This is a genomic window from Providencia sp. TYF-12, assembly GCF_041344805.1.
Lineage (GTDB): Bacteria > Pseudomonadota > Gammaproteobacteria > Enterobacterales > Enterobacteriaceae > Providencia > Providencia huashanensis.
The window spans coordinates 3,196,795-3,217,461 of sequence record NZ_CP166833.1; the positions used below are offsets into that span (position 1 = coordinate 3,196,795).

The following is a 20,667-nucleotide window of genomic DNA, read 5'->3' on the forward strand; positions in this document are numbered from 1 at the left end:
TGTTGGATGGAAAGCTTATAGTAACACACCAGCAGGGGGAAGAAACTATGTCATCACGACTGAAAATTATGAGTTACCACTCAACGACTACCGAGCCCCTTATGACTAAAATAAGGGAAAACGCCCATCTAAGTTAAAAGCTTGCCGAGCTAAAAACCATATCATCGCTTAGTTTTTACAGTTCACATTATTAAACTGATAAACCATAGCAAAATCAAAAATTAAAAAGGGGAAGACGGTTAATCTTCCCCTTTAGTTCTAAACCAAAAGCCTATTTTTACTTTCTTATCGCCTCTGAGTAGCGCTCATTAGCCCATCATATAAAAATAGTGTAATGGCGTAATAATTAGCTTTCTAATGCTTTGGTGATTTTCTCAAATAAATCACCAGAAAGGTTATCTAGGGCTTTCAATTGTTCAAGCACTTTACGCATTTGAGCCTGACGCTTTTCGTCATAACGTTTTAAACGGATCAATGGTTCTATCAACCTTGATGCAACCTGCGGATTACGCGTATTCAGATCAACCAAGATCTCATATAGGAACTGATAACCGCTGCTATCTTCCGCATGGAAATTAACTGGGTTCCCCGCGGAAAATGCCCCTACTAGCGACCTTACTCGATTTGGGTTACTCATGCTAAATGAACGGTGATTTAACAGCTCACGCACATACGATAGCACCTCTTTCGATGGGTTTGCCCCTTGTAATGTAAACCACTTATCCATCACTAAGCCATCATGATGCCAGCGTTCATCAAAATCAGCCATTAGCTGTGCTTTGCACGGTAACTGAGATTCATTCGCTGCCGTTAATGCAGCAAGAGAATCGGTCATATTATCCGCAGATTGGTATTGTTCTTGCACTAACTTATTCGCTAGTTCAATGTCATCACCCGCAGCCAAATATTGGAGGCAAATATTACGTAATGCACGTTTGGCAATGTCCTGATGATCAACGCGATAACCCGTGATATTGACCGAATGGTAAACAGCCAATAACTCATCCTGCATGTCTACCGCAAGTTTATGGTGGATAAAGTTCAGCACCTCGTGAATGGCGACAGGGTCAATAATGGCAAACAGTTCAGCAAGTTCGCTTTCTGATGGTAATGTCAAGATCAACGCTGCTAACGCAGGGTCAATTGATTCACTCAATAACACCGCTCTAAATGCATCAACGACAGATTCAGGTAAAACTAACTCTTCCCCTTTCTGATAGTTAGCGACATTAATTTTTACGTAGTTATTAATCAGTTGCTGAGCAGCATCCCAACGGGAAAACTCGTTATTGGCATATTGCATCAAGAATGCAAGTTGCTCATCGGTATAGTTATAATCCAGTTTTACTGGAGCAGAAAACTCCCGTAATAATGAAGGAACCGGACGGCTTGCCACTTCATCAAATACAAATGTTTGTGACTCTTGAGTAATATTTAAAACAGAGTTAACAGCACTACCATCACGTTTTAACGCAATCACGCTACCATCTTCAGCATATAGCTCAATATCTAAAGGGATATGTAATGGCAATTTTTCAGTTTGGTCAGCCGTTGGCGGCGTCATTTGCTTCACATGCAGGGTATACTGTTGTTTTTCTGCTGAATATTCATCTCGTACCGTAAGTATTGGTGTACCTGATTGGCTGTACCAACGGCGAAATAGTGATAAATCGACATTTGAAGCATCTTCCATTGCTTGTACAAAATCATCACAAGTTGCTGCACTACCATCATGGCGATGAATATAAAGTTGCATACCGGCTTGGAACATTTCTTCGCCCAACAGGGTATGGATCATACGGATCACTTCGGAGCCCTTTTCGTACACAGTCAACGTATAGAAATTATTCATTTCGATCACTTTGTCTGGGCGAATTGGGTGCGCCATTGGGCTTGAATCTTCAGCGAATTGGGCTGATCGCATCACTTTTACATTGTTAATGCGGTTAACAGAGCGGGAACCTAAGTCAGAACTAAATTCTTGGTCACGGAAAACCGTTAACCCTTCTTTTAAGCTTAACTGGAACCAATCACGACAAGTGATTCGGTTACCTGTCCAATTATGGAAATATTCATGCCCAATGACTGACTCGATATTGAGATAATCTTTATCTGTTGCTGTCTCGCTTTTAGCTAATACATATTTAGAATTAAAAACGTTAAGACCTTTATTTTCCATTGCACCCATATTGAAGAAATCAACAGCAACAATCATATAGATATCAAGGTCATACTCTAAGCCAAAACGCTCTTCATCCCACTTCATTGCATTTTTCAGAGACTGCATTGCCCAAGGTGCGCGGTCTAAATTGCCTTTATCAACAAACAGTTCTAACGCCACTTCGCGGCCACTGCGCGTAACAAACACATCTTTTAAAACATCAAAATCACCGGCAACGACGGCAAATAAATAACTTGGTTTTGGGAAGGGATCTTCCCATTTAACCCAATGACGCCCGCCTTCTAATTCACCTTCTGCAATACGGTTACCATTTGAAAGTAAATAAGGGTAGCGAGACTTATCCGCGGTAATTGTTGTGGTATAGCGCGCTAAAACATCTGGCCGGTCTTGGTAATACGTAATATGGCGGAAACCTTCTGCTTCGCATTGGGTACATAAAGCATCACCAGAAACATACAAACCTTCTAATGCAGTATTTTTTTCAGGGCTAATTTCATTCACAATACGCAAGGTAAAAGATTCTGGTAGTGCTTCAATCACTAACTTACCATCAACTTCGTGATAGTTTTCCCATGCTTTACCCTCTATTTCGAGACTAATTAACGATAAGTTTTCACCATTGAGCTCAAGCGTTGATGACTGCGCATTAAGGCGTTTTACCTGACTAGTTGCTGTCACAACCGTCTTTACAGGGTCAAGATTAAAATCGAGGTCAATCGCTGTAATGGTATAATCGGGGGATTGATAATCTTGACGGTATTTCGCTTGTCTTAACTGGGTCATATGTAACCTTTCTAATTTGTTATATCCGATATCGTACTGCTTGGTTACTTTATACAATACTATAAGACACAATAATGTGAATGGATTTGAGAAACATTTTCATCATAATGTGTTATCCATTTTAATATTGATGTTACCTTTCTATTTCTCACCCTAGCTAATTTTGTTACACAATCGTTTGTTTGTTGGTGCTATAGCACTATCAAATATTTTATAGCATGTTAGTATCTTTTCGTGATTAATGCTTTTGTATGTAATGACGAGATACGGTATGACTGAAATGTATTTACCTGATTTAACTACTTTACATAAAAGCGAATGCGTGAATTGAGCTTGCGAATGCCCTCTTAAAACAGACAGGTAGAATAACGCTTCTATCTTTTGGTAAAGTGGGTATACTTTTGCAACTTTAACGATTTAGCTAATTGCTACGTGCTGTTTTATTTTGTTTTTTTAATGGGGTGAATTTCAAGTTTAAACTCTGTGAGTTATCCCTATAAAAACAAACAGCCTTAGTCATAAAGATAAGCTCCGCGAGGATGTCTGCGTGCCATGAACTTAGACGCTACACCAATTATTACATCACTGCTTGATACCGACGCTTATAAGCTTCATATGCAGCAGGCCGTTTTCCACCGTTATCATCAGGTACCGGTTGTCGCTGAGTTTCGCTGCCGTAGTAGCGATATATTAGGTAGCTACGCTACTGAAATCAGGCAACAAATCCAGCAGATGGCAAAACTATCACTGACTGATGATGAATTAAATTTTCTCCGCCGCTTACCTTTTTTCCATGAAGACTATCTTACATGGCTAAAATCATTTCGTTTTAACCCACAACAAGTGGTTGTTAGTGTGACTGACGAAGGGCAACTGGCAATACGCATTAGTGGCCCTTGGCGCGAAGTGATTATGTGGGAAGTTCCTCTTCTTGCCCTAGTAAGTGAAATCGTGCAACGAGATAGGCACCCAAACATCACAACTGATGATGCGGTCCAACAACTGAAAAAACTGTTAGATGTTTTTTACCAACAAGCTGACGAGCACCAACTTGACCTATCCGGCTTTAAGCTGATGGACTTTGGGACGCGGCGCCGCTTCTCATACGGTGTCCAATCAGCCATTGTGGCTATGTTGAAACAGGAATTCCCTTACCTTGTTGGCACCAGTAATTACAAGCTCGCGCATGAGCTAGATCTTGCGCCAGTAGGAACCCAAGCCCACGAATGGTTCCAAGCGCACCAGCAAATCAGCCCTGAGTTAGCAAATAGCCAGCGTGAGGCTTTGCAAATTTGGTTAGATGAATACCCTAATCACCTCGGGGTTGCCTTAACGGACTGCATCACGATGGATGCTTTCCTACGTGATTTTGATGCTAATTTCGCCAAACGCTATCAAGGGTTACGCCATGATTCAGGGGACCCTATCGAATGGGGCGAAAAAGCAATCGCTCATTATGAGAAGTTAGGTATTGACCCAATGAGTAAAACTTTGGTGTTTTCAGACAGCCTAGATCTACAAAAAGCACTGGAGTTATACCGCTATTTCCACAAGCGGGTTAATCTTGTATTTGGTATTGGTACGCGCCTAACCTGTAATATTCCCCATGTTACGCCACTGAATATCGTGATTAAATTAGTGGAATGTAACGGTAAACCGGTTGCTAAGTTATCTGATAGCCCAGGTAAAACGATTTGCGAAGATGATGAGTTCGTTAACCAACTGAGAAAAGCGTTTGACCTTCCTAAAGCCTGCTAATCACGTAACAACCTTAAAGCTCTGAATAAGAATTGGCATTTTTCTTATCGGGGCTTTAAAACCCCTTTTTCTTTTATTCACTTACTATTACTATAGCTTTTAAGCTCGATAAATCCTCATCACTTAAACAGAAATATTTTATCGTGATTTTTTACTTGTTTCCTAATAAATGGCAAGTAACATAGAGCTTTGGCCCCTGAAACATGGGATTTCGTAAGTATACCCCTACTTTACTGTTTTATTTATCATACACTGGTTGTTTTGCGCTTTAACTAACAACACCGCAATACAATTAAAAAATGAATTTAATACAGCTTGAATGGCATCCTAAATAATTCGAGTTGTAGAAAGACGGCAAACAAATTGGGCCCTAGGAGGATACATAAGTATGTGACTAGGGTCAGTTTGTGAAGCCAACGCATCTACAGCTCGAAGTATGACGGATTGAGATAGTAAAGTAGATATTGTTAATATGAAGAGAGTAATTATATGATAGTAGCGCCTGTAGTCGACGTACTGCAAGGCCGAGTGGCGGTAGGCACAGAAGTCACCGTTCAAGGCTGGGTACGTACAAGGAGAGATTCAAAAGCGGGTTTTTCTTTCCTCGCCGTTTATGACGGTTCTTGCTTTAATCCGTTACAGGCTATCATCAATAATAACTTACCTAATTATAATGATGAAGTCCTGCACCTAACTACGGGTTGTTCTGTTCAGGTTACGGGCGTTATAAAAGAGTCTCAAGGCCAAGGGCAGTCCTTTGAACTTGATGCAACCGCAGTCAAGGTGGTTGGTTGGGTTGAAGACCCTGAAACTTACCCTATGGCAGCGAAACGCCATAGCGTTGAATTCTTACGTGAAGCCGCACACCTACGCCCTCGAACCAATTTAATCGGTGCGGTTGCACGCGTGCGCCATACCTTAGCACAAGCGATACATCGTTTCTTTGATGAGCAAGGTTACTTCTGGGTTTCAACCCCAATCATTACTGCCTCCGATACCGAAGGCGCAGGTGAAATGTTCCGTGTCTCCACACTGGATTACAATAACTTGCCGCGTAATGACAAGGGCGAAGTCGATTTCAGTGAAGACTTCTTTGGCCGTGAAGCATTCTTAACGGTTTCAGGCCAGTTAAATGGTGAAGCCTATGCAACTGCACTGAGCAAAGTGTACACTTTTGGCCCAACCTTCCGTGCTGAAAACTCCAATACCAGCCGCCACTTAGCTGAGTTCTGGATGGTTGAACCTGAAGTTGCTTTCGCTAACTTAGATGATGTTGCAGGCCTAGCAGAAAAAATGCTGAAATTCGCCTTTAAAGCCGCGCTTGAAGAACGCCGTGACGACTTAGAGTTTTTTGCTCAACGTGTCGATAAAGACGTTATCACTCGCTTAGAAAGCTTTGTTAACTCTGATTTTGCCCAAGTTGATTACACCGACGCGATCAAAATCCTTGAAACCTGTGGTCAGAAATTCGAAAACCCAGTTTACTGGGGTGTCGATATGTCATCTGAACATGAGCGCTACTTAGCTGAACAGCACTTTAAAGCGCCTGTGGTAGTAAAAAACTATCCGAAAGACATCAAAGCTTTCTATATGCGCTTAAATGAAGACGGTAAAACTGTTGCTGCAATGGACGTTCTCGCACCGGGTATTGGTGAAATCATCGGTGGTTCACAACGTGAAGAACGCCTTGATATGCTTGATGCACGCCTTGAAGAAATGGGCATGAATAAAGAAGATTACTGGTGGTATCGTGATCTGCGCCGTTATGGCACTGTACCTCACTCTGGTTTCGGCCTTGGCTTTGAGCGTTTAGTGGCTTATGTCACTGGTGTTGGTAACGTGCGTGAGGTGATCCCATTCCCTCGTACACCTAGAAACGCTGCATTCTAATTGCGTTTTTTGGTGCAATAATGATGTAAAAAGCGGACTAAACATATTTTGGTCCGCTTTTTTGTTCAATAATGCTTTCATTGGCTAATTATTCCTATACGTTACATTAAATTACAGTAAAATATTAAGTAGATCACAACTTTCCCCTTAATACCTTATAATTATCCGTAAAGTAACGCACTGCCTGCTACCGCTAAGAATAATCTGCTTTTTTATTATATTTTTGCTTTTTGCTAATCATAAATCTTCAACTTAACTGGCCTAAGTTGCTCAAAAAAAGCTCAAATTATCTTTTGAAAAAGTTCCCTCTTTTTTGTAATATTTTTTAAACTGGTACGATGAGTGGTTATTTTTCACTCTATTTTTTACATTTTGAAACACCTTGTTACCATTTGTTTCAGAAACTTTGATTTTGTAGCACTTTGAGGGTGGATAAATTTATTTAGCAATGGAACACTGGTCGCCGACATAGACGACACTAATCTCTCATAAATAGTTCCAATTATTTTTTGAGAATTATTTTTGGCAGTGGCAGGTGTCCGAATAACACCAATGAGGGTAATAATAATGATGAAACGCAATATTCTTGCAATGGTTATCCCAGCTCTGTTAGCTGCTGGTGCAGCAAACGCAGCTGAAGTATACAACAAAGACGGCAACAAATTAGACGTTTACGGTAAAGTTGACGTTCGTCACTATTTCGCTAAAGGCGATAGCGGCGAAGATGGTGATGATTCACGTGTTCGTTTAGGTCTGAAAGGTGATACTCAAATCACTGATCAACTGACTGGTTTTGGTCGTTTCGAGTGGGAAACAAAAACTAACAAAACTGAAAAAAACAACGACAACAAAAACCGTTTAGCTTACGCTGGTCTAAAATTTGCTGATTTCGGTTCAGTTGATTACGGCCGTAACTACGGTGTTATTTATGACACGAACGCATGGACTGACGTTATGCCTTTATGGGGCGGCGACACTATGGCTCAAGCTGACGTGTTCATGACTAGCCGTAACCGTAACCTATTAACTTACCGTAACAACAATGCATTCGGTTATGTTGATGGCCTGAGCTTTGCCCTGCAATACCAAGGTAAAAACGGTGATACCAACAAATCTGGTGGTAAAACGGCTTACGAAAATAACGGTGACGGCTACGGTTTCTCTACCGCTTATGACTTAGGTTGGGGCGTAACACTGGGTGGTGGTTATTCTAACTCTTCTCGTACTCCATCACAAAAATCTTCTGCTGCTCATGGCGACAAAGCACAAGCATGGAACGTGGGTGGTAAATTCGACGCTAATAATGTTTACTTAGCAGCGATGTACGGTCAAACACTGAACACTACTTACTTTGGTGATAAAAATACTATTGCTAACAAAACTGAAAACGTTGAGTTAGTAGCACAGTACCTGTTCGATTTCGGTCTGAAACCATCTTTAGGTTATAACCAATCTAAAGCTAAAGACATCGCTGGTGGTGACGGCGATATCGTTAAATATATCTCTGTAGGTTCTTACTACTACTTCAACAAAAACATGTCTGCAGTTGTTGATTACAAAATCAACCTGTTAAAAGACAACGACTTCAGCGAGCGTCATGGTCTGATGACTGACAACGTTGTTGGTTTAGGTTTAGTTTACCAATTCTAATTATCAGTTAACTGATAAACTAGAAAACGGTAACATGTTTTTGCAAGCAGCGCTTCGGCGCTGCTTTTTTTTACCTGTAAACGCTGACTAAATTTTTATAAATCAAACCACTATATCGACAAGACAGACTGATTCACCAACTTTATAGATATTTATGGTTAGATTACATGCAATTCCTACCTAGCTCACAAGATCTCGCCAATTTATCGCAAAACGGTTGGCAAAACGCCTTTCTCACGTTACCCTGATAACTCGACTCGTTCGACTAAACCCGTTTTCAGCTATACCCTTTATTTCAAGCAGTATGGGCTTTTTACAAGCAAGGATAGCCAAAAGCATTCTCACTTAATGCCTTCATACGCTATGAACTGTATTGGGTAACCACAACAGAGCTTTGGAATCGACAACATGTTTGAAAAAATTACTTCTGCCCCCGCTGACCCAATTTTAGGTCTTGCTGATAGTTTCCGTGCTGATCCCCGTGACAATAAAATCAACTTAGGTATTGGCGTCTATAAAGACGAATCAGGGAAAACCCCTGTGCTTGATACCGTAAAAAAAGCAGAAAAATTCCTGCTAGACAACGAAAACACCAAAAACTATCTTGCGATTAGCGGAATGCCAGAATTCGGCCGTGTAACACAAGAACTGTTATTCGGTGCACAACATGAAATTGTCACCTCAAAACGTGCCCGTACTGCACAAGCCCCTGGGGGCACTGGTGCCCTGCGTATTGCAGCTGACTTTATTGCTAAACAAACCAATGCAAAACGTGTTTGGATCAGCAACCCAACATGGCCTAACCATAAAAATATTTTTGAAGCCGCTGGCTTAGAAGTATTAACTTACAACTATTATGACGCAGCAAAACATGGCATGGATTTCGACGGCATGCTAAGTAGCTTATCCACTGCGGTTGCAGGGGATGTTATTGTCCTACATGGTTGCTGCCATAACCCAACAGGGATTGACCCAACTGCTGAGCAATGGTCGAAGCTGGCTAACTTGTGTGCAGAAAAAGGCTTATTACCTGTTTTCGACTTCGCCTATCAAGGTTTTGCTAAAGGGTTAGATGAAGACGCTGAAGGCTTACGCATTTTCACCCAAAATAACCCAGAAATGATTGTCGCCAGCTCATACTCTAAAAACTTCGGTTTATATAATGAGCGTGTCGGTGCTTGCACCATTATCGCTAAAGACAGCGACAACGCAGAGCGCGCATTTAGCCAAGCAAAAGCGGTTATTCGTGCAAACTACTCTAACCCACCCGCTCACGGTGCAGCAGTGGTTACCACTATCCTTTCTGACGATACCTTAAAAGCAGAATGGGTCCAAGAACTAACAGCAATGCGTGAACGTATTAAACGTATGCGTCAGTTACTGGTTAAAACATTGGAAGAGAAAGGCGCTAAACAAGACTTTAGCTTCATTATCAACCAAAATGGTATGTTCTCCTTCAGTGGCCTCACAAAAGAGCAAGTAGAGCGTCTACGCAGTGAATTTGGCATCTACGCCGTAAGTTCTGGCCGTATTAATGTTGCAGGCTTAACACTGGAAAACATGGTTCCACTGTGTGAAGCCATCGTAAAAGTACTGTAAAACTCATAAAGTACACCCCAAGTTAGCCCCATATTTTATTGGGTTCTAATTTTGGGGTGTTTTTTTAGGAGTATGGTTCACTTTGAAGAGGAATCGATCATATTAAAGCTTATTCCTCTAATCATTTGAAAGCTAATTAGCGGTTGATACGCTCGTCCCCTCTAATAAACGGTTCATAAACGGTAGAGGGTCCCAACGGTTGCGTAGGTGGGCTGACATATTCGTTGCCTCAAAAGTACTTTCGTATTCAAAACGTGACTCAGCATAAAGCTGAATAAGCTTATCTACCGTTTTCTCAGCTTGCCCATTCCATTCGTCCCCATCACACTTACGGAACTTTATATCTGTTACATCTGTCATCGACATTAAATGGTTACTATGATAAATCTCCACTTTTCGACCAGTATATGATCCATAGACACTGAGTGTTTTTGATGAATCTATTTGCTGTACCATCACTGGGGTCACATAAAAATTAACCAAAACAACCTGATTACGACCAGCCAAATCCTCAATCTTCACTGTTGTATTGCTTTCATAACCATTAACAAGATAAGTATCATTACCTAACCCACCAGACAAGGTGTCGTTACCCGCAACGGAGATCAATAAATCTTTATCAACTCCCCCGGCGAGAATATCATTACCTTGACCACCAAAGAGGACGTTATTGCCCCCTAAAGTCACTATCCTATTATCTCCTTTACCCCCCTGAATTATCCGACCATGCCCAGTATGGTCCAAAACAACTAAGTTTCCTTCCTTAGTCTTAATTAACCAATGAGTTCGAGCATAATTTGGGTTTAAAATAGTTGGGCCATTAGTAGGTACATGTAATGACTCTAATAAAGCATCTGGCGTTCCATTTAGTAAATGAGTTAATGTATCAGCTAGTTTCCAATGACCTTTTTGCCCTGTTTTTTCAGCGATGGAATAACTATCTGCAAAGTATTTAGCTAAAGGCTCCATCCCATCTTTTGTTAATTCCTGCAACTTATGCGGCAATTTAGGGTACATGTAGACCTGACATACAGCGTCTTTATTTTCTTGTAGAGATGGCTGTTTTATTTTAATAATTTTGCCTGATCTTGATATATAAATGCGATAAAGAGCACCATTATCCACACCTTCAGTAATGTTTTCACAGTCAAAATTCAGTAAATGAATATTATTTTTCCCTTCAAGATCCTCGATATAAACAACCCCTCTATATCGACAATCAATTAAATAGTTATCATCGCCCTCCTTACCCATTAAAGTATCGTAACCAAAATCAGAGAGTAATAAATCGTCCCCATCTCCGCCCGAGAGAAAATTCATTCCTGAGCCAGCATACAGCACATTATTACCTGAAACGGCTGCTATCGTATCATCACCGTCCCCACCAATCAGCACACGACTAAACCCACTATGATCAAGAATAATATCATTTCCTGCTTGGCCGTTTATCAGTAATTTTTTACCAAGGTACCCCATTGGAATATTAATGGTATCATCGCCATCGGTACTGTTTGCAATGGGATTTGAAGGGGCAATGACACTATTTTCACTCTTCAGGTCGATACAAAACATATTACTGTACTTATCTTGAATAAGTACCGCATTATTCATACCCCCATCGAAATTCTGAAAACGAAAGCTCAGTGTTGTCTTTTCGAACCTATCTTTGAGCAAAAGCTTTTGCCCATTCATTTGTAGTTGGTAGCCATTTACCGTAGGTAATAAAATAATAACCTTATCTTGATCTGTAAAATGGCCTTTGACATTAGCAAAATCAAATACAATATCTTCATTGTTATCGTCAAGTTTATTTATTTGATAACTATCTTGGCCCAATGTGACTTTTATATGGCTCCCCGATGCTATATGGGAGAGGATATTGTTTTTTTCACTTCCAGTATAAGTTAAATTCTTAGCTTTACCTATTGATACTAACCTTCCCCATTTAGGTGAGTGATATACTCGTGTTTTATTAACTTCAATCTCATCTTTACTTTCATCAATATAAACACTTTTTTCACCTGAATATAGCGTTTTATCATTATTTTGAACATATAACACATTGAATAGTTTTCCACGTATAGTATGTTCAGGATTATTTTCTTTTGGGAGGTCAACTAATTGACTAATTAAGGCAAAACCATCGTTAGTATTTAAGTTATAACTATGATTGCGTTTACGAACCCCATCTATATCACGATATACATTATTTAATTTTATGGTGACTTCACTCTTAACCTTATCAAATACATATTTATCTGTCTTATAATCATCAACCTGTATTTTAAGGTAAAGGTCGTTACCCTTGATATACATATCCTTAATTTCATTTAATGAGTATTCAAGATCAACCCAACTCACTGACTCGCTATTCTCTTCAATAATAACATTAACTTGAAATCCTTTATTTTCCCCCTGATAAATAGGGTTGATATAATGTTCTTTTTCAACTCGGAATGCTTTTTTATTATATGACATTTTTGTTTTATAAAGATCATCTACATGAGAAGCCCATTCGAACCGTTTAATAAAGTAACTATCAATCCCACTGCCACCAATGGCTTTCCCTTTTGTTAGTGCTAATCGGTCATCTCCACCATATCCATATAGCGTATCTTCCCCTAACCCGCCATTGATATTATTATTTTCATCATCGCCATGGATAATATCATTAGTATTATCAATAAGAGTAATATTTTCAATATTTTTAGCATCAACAACATCAATAAATTGATGTTGATATTTAAATTTAGATTTAGACTCCTCGCTGCAGAAATACGCAACCTTATTTATCCTTAAATCGATATAAACATGATAGCCATTAGGCAAATTATCAATAAATAAAGTGTCGCTTCCTGATTGGCCATCTAGAAACTTCGTTACTTTGCCATCATTTGACTCCAATGATGTTAAACTATTATCCCTTAAGTAAAAATAATCTGACTTTGATCCTGTAGCAAAATACTTTTCACCCGATAACACCTGAAGAGCATACATTCTGTCGTCTCTTCCAATAAGATAATCAACACCATTTGCGAGATTAAAACTACTCCCCTTAGTCTCATCAATATCTATAATATTCGCAATTATACCAGGTTTATTCTCAATATATTCATTGGTGTTGTCTGCATATTTACGGATAGTGAATTTTTTTTGCGCAGCAACCTCGGTTTGTTTAGAATAAAAACTTAATTGTTCATAATCCGAAGCTGTAAGCTGCTTTTCTATACTCTGTGTTAAATTACTTTTTTGAATTCCATGTTTTTCTAAAAACTTATCAAATAATGGGTTTTTATAGTTTGTGTTAAAACAATAGCCCTCATTAGACGCTACTGTCCCAGTACGGACAACATCAGTAACCTCCTTGAGAACTTTGCTAAATACAACTCTATCTTCTTGCCCAGTAACTCTTTTCACCCTCCCATCGGCTTGCAAAGAATAATTTTTAATTAAAAAATCAGCTTCACTGAAAGTAAATGAAGGGGCTCCACGTTTGGTATAACGATAAACATAATCCGAAAAACTTAAACGTACCCCCCACCACATACCACCAAAATAATTATTATTAGTATCTACAAGATAATAACGTTCTTCTGATTTATAAGTCGGCTTTTCAATTATACTCAAGTGATGATCAAAACCTGCTGGGACAAACCTTTTTTCAAACAGGTCTATATCCATCTCTACATCTAATTTTTTAAATGCTTTTATGTAATGCACAATCGCCATTTCTTGCTGGCTACGCAGGGTAGGTTCAAAACCAAATGCACCACGAAGCCCTTCTTCCAGTTCCCTATCCCAGCTAATATCAATTACCTCTTTGATATTTTCAACTGCGCGGGCACCTTGATATACCAAACCAGAAACCAGTAAAACGCCCCCAACAACAAGGCCCACTACGGGAATAGTAGAAGAGCCAATTATGACACCAATAACGGTGATGCCATTTAACACACAACTGGCAATAGAAAAAGTCGCATTAACAATCAAATCTTGCCGCTGTTTTGGATCTGAAACACGGTCAAGTTTAGATAAACTGTCATACGCTTGGTAAGCGTCAAACCCCATTCCGACTAAATTAAATATAATCACTGTTCCCGCTGCAATTCTGCCACGGATTAACGATGTTGCCCCCCCTTTACTAGCTATATTTAATAAAATAGGTTGTACAATCATGTCTCCATAATTAGCAATTGCTGAACCACAAATAAGGTAAAATTGTTTTTCTAACTCAGCACATTCCTCATCCGTTAAATCAGGGTTATCTAATTTTTTCAAGATTAAATGTATACTAATTAATGTTTGTACTGCACCAACTCCACCCATTACTTGGCCAAACCGATTACCTATTTGTTGAAAACGCGGTAACTTAGTTCCTAACGTTCTTAAGTTCTCAACCATCTCCGGTGTCAATTTAGACACATTAGGGTCGATGTTTCTTGCAATATACTTCAACTGCTTTTTCAATACCGCGCTGTCTCGAAAACCAGCGTTATTATCTGTGATAGGAATATGATCTACATCGCCTAATTGCTGATGAAGAATCCTGAGCAAAACAAGGTCTGATTCATTTCCATCAACTAATGTTAATTCAGCCGCAAGCTTTTCGGGATGAAATCGCACTTTTTTCTGCCAACCATTTTTTTTTGTATGATCTGCAGTAATAAGTTGACCATCAATAGTCACCCCTAAGTTTTGTAACCTTGCCAAGGCAATTTTTTCACCATTAAAATTCACCCAACTGTTTTTATCAGCAATAGCGACAGAATTAATAAGTGCAGTTACGTTCTTTCTATACTGCTCATAATCATGAGGTATACACTTGATACTGTTATCATCAAGTGCAATAACCTGCATATCTGCCGAATAAAACTTACCATTTTTATCACTTTTCTCTCCAAAGCCTGCCTGTTGGCCCCGAGTTATAGTCTCTCCATTAAGTAAACTTACATTTTCGTTAAAATAACTATTGACTTGCTTCGCAAATAATTTTGCTGCTAAAGGGCGTTGTTCATTACGAATACTGAGTTGTAAACCATTAGGATCAAGTAAACGGTATTCATGAATGTTACCGCGGGTCGTATATTGAATAGTATATGTTGTGTTCTTACCTTGAAGGAATAAAAGTGAATGCCCCCGAGAATGGTAAGAATTATTATTGGCTGATAATACATATTTAATAGGCTGCCTAGCATGTTTCTCTCCCTTATTATCAAACCCATCTACAATATTATTTGAATAGCGCTTTATTTCATTAAGTAACTCGGTTTCCCCCTCGGTTAGGGCTCCATTATAACGTTTCTGTTCTAGCTTAATTTGCCACTCAATAAGATTTCTCGCCGAGTTTTCATCCCCTAACTGAGACTCAACGGTATAAATTAACCCCATCTTTCGGTCAAAACCTGCTGCATCTCCTTTACGTCTTAACCTATCATAGTTAATCATATTCACTTGGCTATCAGCAGACCACTTACGCATCTGATTACACAGTTCATTATATTGCTGTAACCGCTGATGACGCTCAACTTGATGTTTATGTAATGCCTCTGCAAATGAGGTTCCTTTTAATGGAGCGTTTTCCCCTTCAAAATTATCCTGGTTAAGCCTTAAAAATGAATTAAGGTCCTCGGACATTAATGAAAATGCATTTACATCTTTAGCTAACGCAGTGACTTTGCCACGATCAAAATCATTAATGGCAGGAAATATCGCTTTCAATTGTAAACATGATTTTTCGCTTAAATGATGTAATACAGATGGGTCATCCTGTATCGCATGCAAAATAGTAAGTGTATCTTTAGCTTGCTGTTGTAAATCCGTAGACAGACGAGCCTCAAATAAATTGTCCCAGTGAGCTTTATTTTCAGTTGTATCATTGCTCAGGTAATGGTTAACTTTTGGGGCTATTAATGGATCATATAGTGCTATTTTCAGCTTATCTGCACTAAATTGGCCGTACGCATCGTCAAAGTAACTCACTAAATAAGGGTGTTCTGCCAAACGAACATGCTCCAAACTGATATCTTTTGACGCTATTTTCTCTATTAAAGATTGAACTTGTTGATGATGTTTTGTATCTAAATAGTTTTTTACCGTTGGTGTCTCTTGGTGCATTACCCCCACTAGTTGCTCGGCAGCAGTCCCCTTTCGCTGATCAAGCTCTATAAATAAGCTACTCGTAATTTTTATTTTTTGTTTATTTATAGCGTGGAGCGACATACTCTCCTCTGCTGTAAATGGATATTTTTCCTTTACCTCCGTAAGAACCGAGAACAAGCCATCGATTGGTTTATTCTTTACCCCATCATTAGCGATAATAACCCACTTTACTGCTTTACCGCTTTCTAGTAGTGAAGGAATATTATTTTCCCCGTATTCTACCGCCCAGATTTTATTATCTGTGTCCGCTTGCAAAATTAGTGTGTTTTCTGGGTTTTTACCTGCTAACCGCTCTGCTTGCACCTTTCCCTTTAGGTCCTCAGTAGCGCGCACAATAATAGAAAATGTTGAGGTGTCCTTCTGCAAATGAGATTGTAAATGTGCTTGATGCGCTATACTATCTCGATTAACCGTAGGCCATATAGGTGTTGATTTAATCCCTAAGTCATTTAATTTTTTAGTGAAGTATGAATGAAAATCGCTAGGTAACTCCTGATTATGCTGTTTTAATTCATCAACAAAAAGTTGATAAGCTTGAGGGTTATAGATTATTTTTTTTATTAGAGAAAAATCTAAATCTTTGAATGATGAAAGCCTAAATATTTTCATTGGGTCTGGTTCAACATAGTTATTTAATTGCGATAGTTTTAATTCTCCTCGACGTAGCTCATTAATAAAATATAATGTACTAGATTTTCCATTTATTTTTACTTGCCCTGTATTAAGATCATATTGATATATAAATTTATAACCCTTAGTACTATTTCTAATGGAATTACGTTCCCCCTCCACAACCATTTTATGCCCATAATTATAATTGGTTATACTTCGATTATATGCAACTATTGGCATATTCATCTTATTATTAGCAAATAGATTTGTAGCCTTTAATGCAAAGTTTTCATATATTCCTCCCCTACCTAAATTGCACCCCATTAGTACTAGTTTATCGGGGACCGTATTTTTCAATACTTTCTTTTTCAAATAGACCATCGCATCTGTATATTTCTTTGCACTCCTTTCTGCATATAAGGTAGGTTCTCCATCATCAAAATAAGAACCATGCCCAATGGTTATCCAGCGTACTTTCCCTGTAGTTATTTTTTTTAGAGAGCCATATAATACCTTATGTTTTCGACTACCTAAATCGTATTGAATCACTGTACTATTGTCGGGGTGTTTTGAGAGAGCTTTAGCTACCACATCCGCTGAAACTTTATCCCCTTGTAATTGAATAATAACGTTATGGTCATATGCTGTAGGGTTTGCCTGTTTATTATCCCTAGATTCAATGTTAATTGCCGTTAATTTATGATACACCTTAATAGGGTCACACCAGGTATTAATTGAGTGCGCCTTTGAAGCCAAGTCACCAGCTAGAGACGCATGATGGCTACCATTAAAATTATTTTCATGTATATCAGAAAAGTCATTATCTAATCCAACAACCGCTTTTCCGAATACACCTTCCATATACCTACGCCTATTAACAATTAGTGCCTTATCTACTTTGTTATTCGTTGAGCCTTGTTCATGATTATCTGAACTCGGTGTTATTTTATCTGAGATTTGTTCGTTGTTATCTGAGCTTGGTATTATTTTATCTGAGGTTTGTTCACTGTTATCTGAGTTTGGTATTATTCTATCTGAGGTTTGTTCACTGTTATCTGAGTTTGGTATTATTCTATCTGAGGTTTGTTCACTGTTATCTGAGTTTGGTATTATTCTATCTGAGGTTTGTTCACTGTTATCTAAATTCTGATCTATCTTATCATTAAATATTGAGATGCTTTTTTTTCTTTTAATCTCACCATGGTTTACAATATACCCTTCCGATTTTTTTCTTTTAGGTTCAAATAACCTACCGTTCTCACCTTCGCTCCATTTTCTATTTAATGGTGCTCGATAGCCTTGATTAATTAACAACTGCTGAAAATTAGACAACTGTTCGACATCATTAATAATGATGGCACCATGAGGGTTCATCTCAAAATAAGTATCAATAGGTTGAGTTGTTCCCGACAACTTATTTTTCCCTTTTAAACTCTCAGGTAAAAAGAAGGTAATAGGGAAGTTATCCTTCATCACACTCACGGGGTTTGCATCATCAGAACCATGATGAACTAATTCAAAGCCCTCAGTTCTCCCTAGCTCTCTATTAAGCTGCCTATTAACCTCTTTTATTCTATTATTGATAATGCCATTTTCTTTCCCTTCTTTCTTATTATATTCTGCCTCATTATTATACAGTCTCTTTTGAGCTGGCGTTAACTCCTCATAATTTACACTCGCTTTCCATTCTTGCCAATCAGGCATTTCCGTAACTTTAACATAATGCTCTAACTCTGAAATTGGGAAGATAATGCTAAAAATATCATAATCAGCCGTCATTGCCTTACCCGTTTTAGGATCACCTATCACAAGAAAAGGTTTAATTTCATTATTTTCTTGATAAGAAACTTGCCAAATATTACCTTTTCCTGCAGGGCTTTTTTTTAATAAAAAGGTATGTTCTTCCCCATCAATAGTTGAGCTAGTTTTCTTGTAATCCCCATCATCTGTATCAATTAGTGGCGTGATGGTTTTATAGTTAATTAATTCATTAATCCGTTCCGAACTAATTTCAAGGGGAACCGCTATTGCATGCTTTTTATCAATAGACTGTTGCACATAGTCATTATATTTGCTTTGCTCATCTCGACCCGATTTCTTAGAGAACTGCTGCAAAACTGGAATAAAACCACTGTGTGGGCCCCAGTCAGAACTTTTACCTTTAATTGTTAATCCCTTACTACTGTATATGCCTGATTCGATTAAACTAGCCGATTTATGGTCAACAGGCCGAATACCAATGGTAATATTATATTTATCCGCAACTTTATTAATCGCTTTTTGGTGGTTTTCTGGGACCCCCGTAGCTATGGTTGGTTGGTCACCCATACGTGGAATAAGGTGCAAATTGACACTTTTATAATCTCTATCACCCTCTTGTTGAGGTGGTGAAAAAGCATTTATATCAAATTGTTTACTTACTAAGTAAACTTGATAATCATCTTGGCTAATAAATTTATCACTATTAATTTTTGATAATGCATTTACATTATCCTCAATTATTTTAGTAAGCTCACCGCTATTTAAAATATCAGTATAAATGAATGATGTCTTTCCGTTCAGTGTAACCTTTAGTTTAGCTATTTGATTTTTTTGATTAAATTCCACATAGGTTAATTTACATTTTTGATCACTACTAATGTATGCCAATTTTCTTTTTACTAATAGCGTATTTTCCGTAATTAGTTTATCTCGATTATTTAATTCCTTCAGTTGAAATGGCCTTCCGATACTGTCACTAGGGTTAAATGAAAATGTTCTAATTTTATAATCATTATTCTTAACCTTACTAAACCTATATTTATCTGCATTAATTTTTACAAATGTATCGATATAAGAAATAAAACTGTCTTTTTTGTTAAATGTCATGACTCCAGTATCAGGATCAAAGAATTTATATGTCCACACCTTTGTTTTTTGATCATAAATTATGGATATCGCCATTGCATGGCTAGCTGAACAAAACTTAATTAACAGTGGTTGATCGCTTGTATTTATATGTGAGTAGATTTTTTCTTTAAAGCGACTCAATGTGGTTTCATTAGCTAAGTGTGTCGTAAAGTTCTTACTATCAACTACCTGAACACCTTTTCCATTCCTATTGTCTTCTAACTCTAAATAATTATCTCTTTGAATAACCTCTGATATTGTATTAATGAATATTTTGGCATCATCAGTAGTAAAACTCGATGCTAGATTTTTCCCCCCAATGCTAAGTTTATCTTTTAGCTTTATAAAAAGCTCATCTGATGCGATATTTTTCCCTGCCTTTGTTTTGAAAAAATCACTATCAGCATCAGCCAAAAGCGCATCTGTATAAATTTTAATTTTTAATTTTTGTAACTCTGCCAAATAATTATAATAATTAGCCTCTCTACCATACATACTTTTGCTAACAGCATAATTTGTATTGACAATATCATTAATATATTTAACAAAACTACGTCCATTAATCTCTTCATATTTAAAGTTATAAATATAATTATAATGACGTACTGATTTTATATATGAAAGCTGTTTTTTAATTACATCTGATACATGCTCATTAAATAATGATTTAGCATGTAACTTCAAGGCATCATTTCTAGCTTTATCTAATGGGGTTAAATTATCATCATTTGAATTTATAATAGAATAAAGTTCATTTAATTGCTCGATATATTTACCACCTTGATTATTCATGCTGTAAACTAAAAACTCATCCGTTAGCCCATAGCCATACCCTGAGAAACTAGAATGAGATATACCATTATTATTTATTAACTTAATAAACAAATCATGATTTTCAGTATCATTAACATAGTCATATAATACATATTGATTAAAATTCACATCTGTATTTTCTACTTTCATAATAATTCCCTTTAATTAATAATTAATGTATGTTATTGAAATTAATATTTAAATTAACAAATTAATTTATTAATAACCATATCAATATGAAACATTCGGATAAAATGTTTCGGATAGTAAAAAATTAACATAGGGTAATTATCAATGATAATTAACTATAAAAAACATACCCAATTCTTAGG

6 protein-coding genes are annotated in these 20,667 nt (G+C 37.8%); 4 read left to right on the plus strand and 2 right to left on the minus strand.

What is annotated here, in order from left to right; translation table 11 throughout:
- Positions 1-346: 346 nt before the first annotated feature.
- Entirely contained in the window at positions 347-2,965 is a 2,619-nt protein-coding gene (gene pepN, locus ABE954_RS14760) for an aminopeptidase N (protein ID WP_371025532.1), read from the minus strand.
- A 552-nt stretch (positions 2,966-3,517) separates the two neighbouring features.
- On the opposite strand from pepN, the gene pncB reads away from it, so the two are divergent.
- The 4 genes from pncB (at position 3,518) to ABE954_RS14780 (ending at position 9,862) form a co-directional block, all read left to right on the plus strand.
- Positions 3,518-4,723, plus strand: coding sequence for a nicotinate phosphoribosyltransferase (pncB, locus tag ABE954_RS14765; RefSeq protein ID WP_042846454.1), 1,206 nt, complete (start codon positions 3,518-3,520; stop codon positions 4,721-4,723).
- 489 nt (positions 4,724-5,212) lie between these two features.
- Complete coding sequence (gene asnS / locus ABE954_RS14770) at positions 5,213-6,613, plus strand: asparagine--tRNA ligase (RefSeq protein WP_071547897.1); 1,401 nt, start codon at positions 5,213-5,215, stop codon at positions 6,611-6,613.
- Between the two features lie 567 nt (positions 6,614-7,180).
- Positions 7,181-8,263, plus strand: a complete 1,083-nt coding sequence (locus ABE954_RS14775) for a porin (protein WP_269820028.1) — start codon at positions 7,181-7,183, stop codon at positions 8,261-8,263.
- A gap of 408 nt (positions 8,264-8,671) precedes the next feature.
- Positions 8,672-9,862, plus strand: a complete 1,191-nt coding sequence (locus ABE954_RS14780; RefSeq protein WP_042846458.1) for an amino acid aminotransferase — start codon at positions 8,672-8,674, stop codon at positions 9,860-9,862.
- Between the two features lie 132 nt (positions 9,863-9,994).
- On the opposite strand, the gene ABE954_RS14785 is transcribed toward ABE954_RS14780, so the two are convergent.
- The gene (locus tag ABE954_RS14785) at positions 9,995-20,485 is read right to left on the minus strand and encodes an anthrax toxin-like adenylyl cyclase domain-containing protein (RefSeq protein WP_371025533.1); all 10,491 of its coding nucleotides are present in this window, start codon (positions 20,483-20,485) and stop codon (positions 9,995-9,997) included.
- Positions 20,486-20,667: the final 182 nt, after the last annotated feature.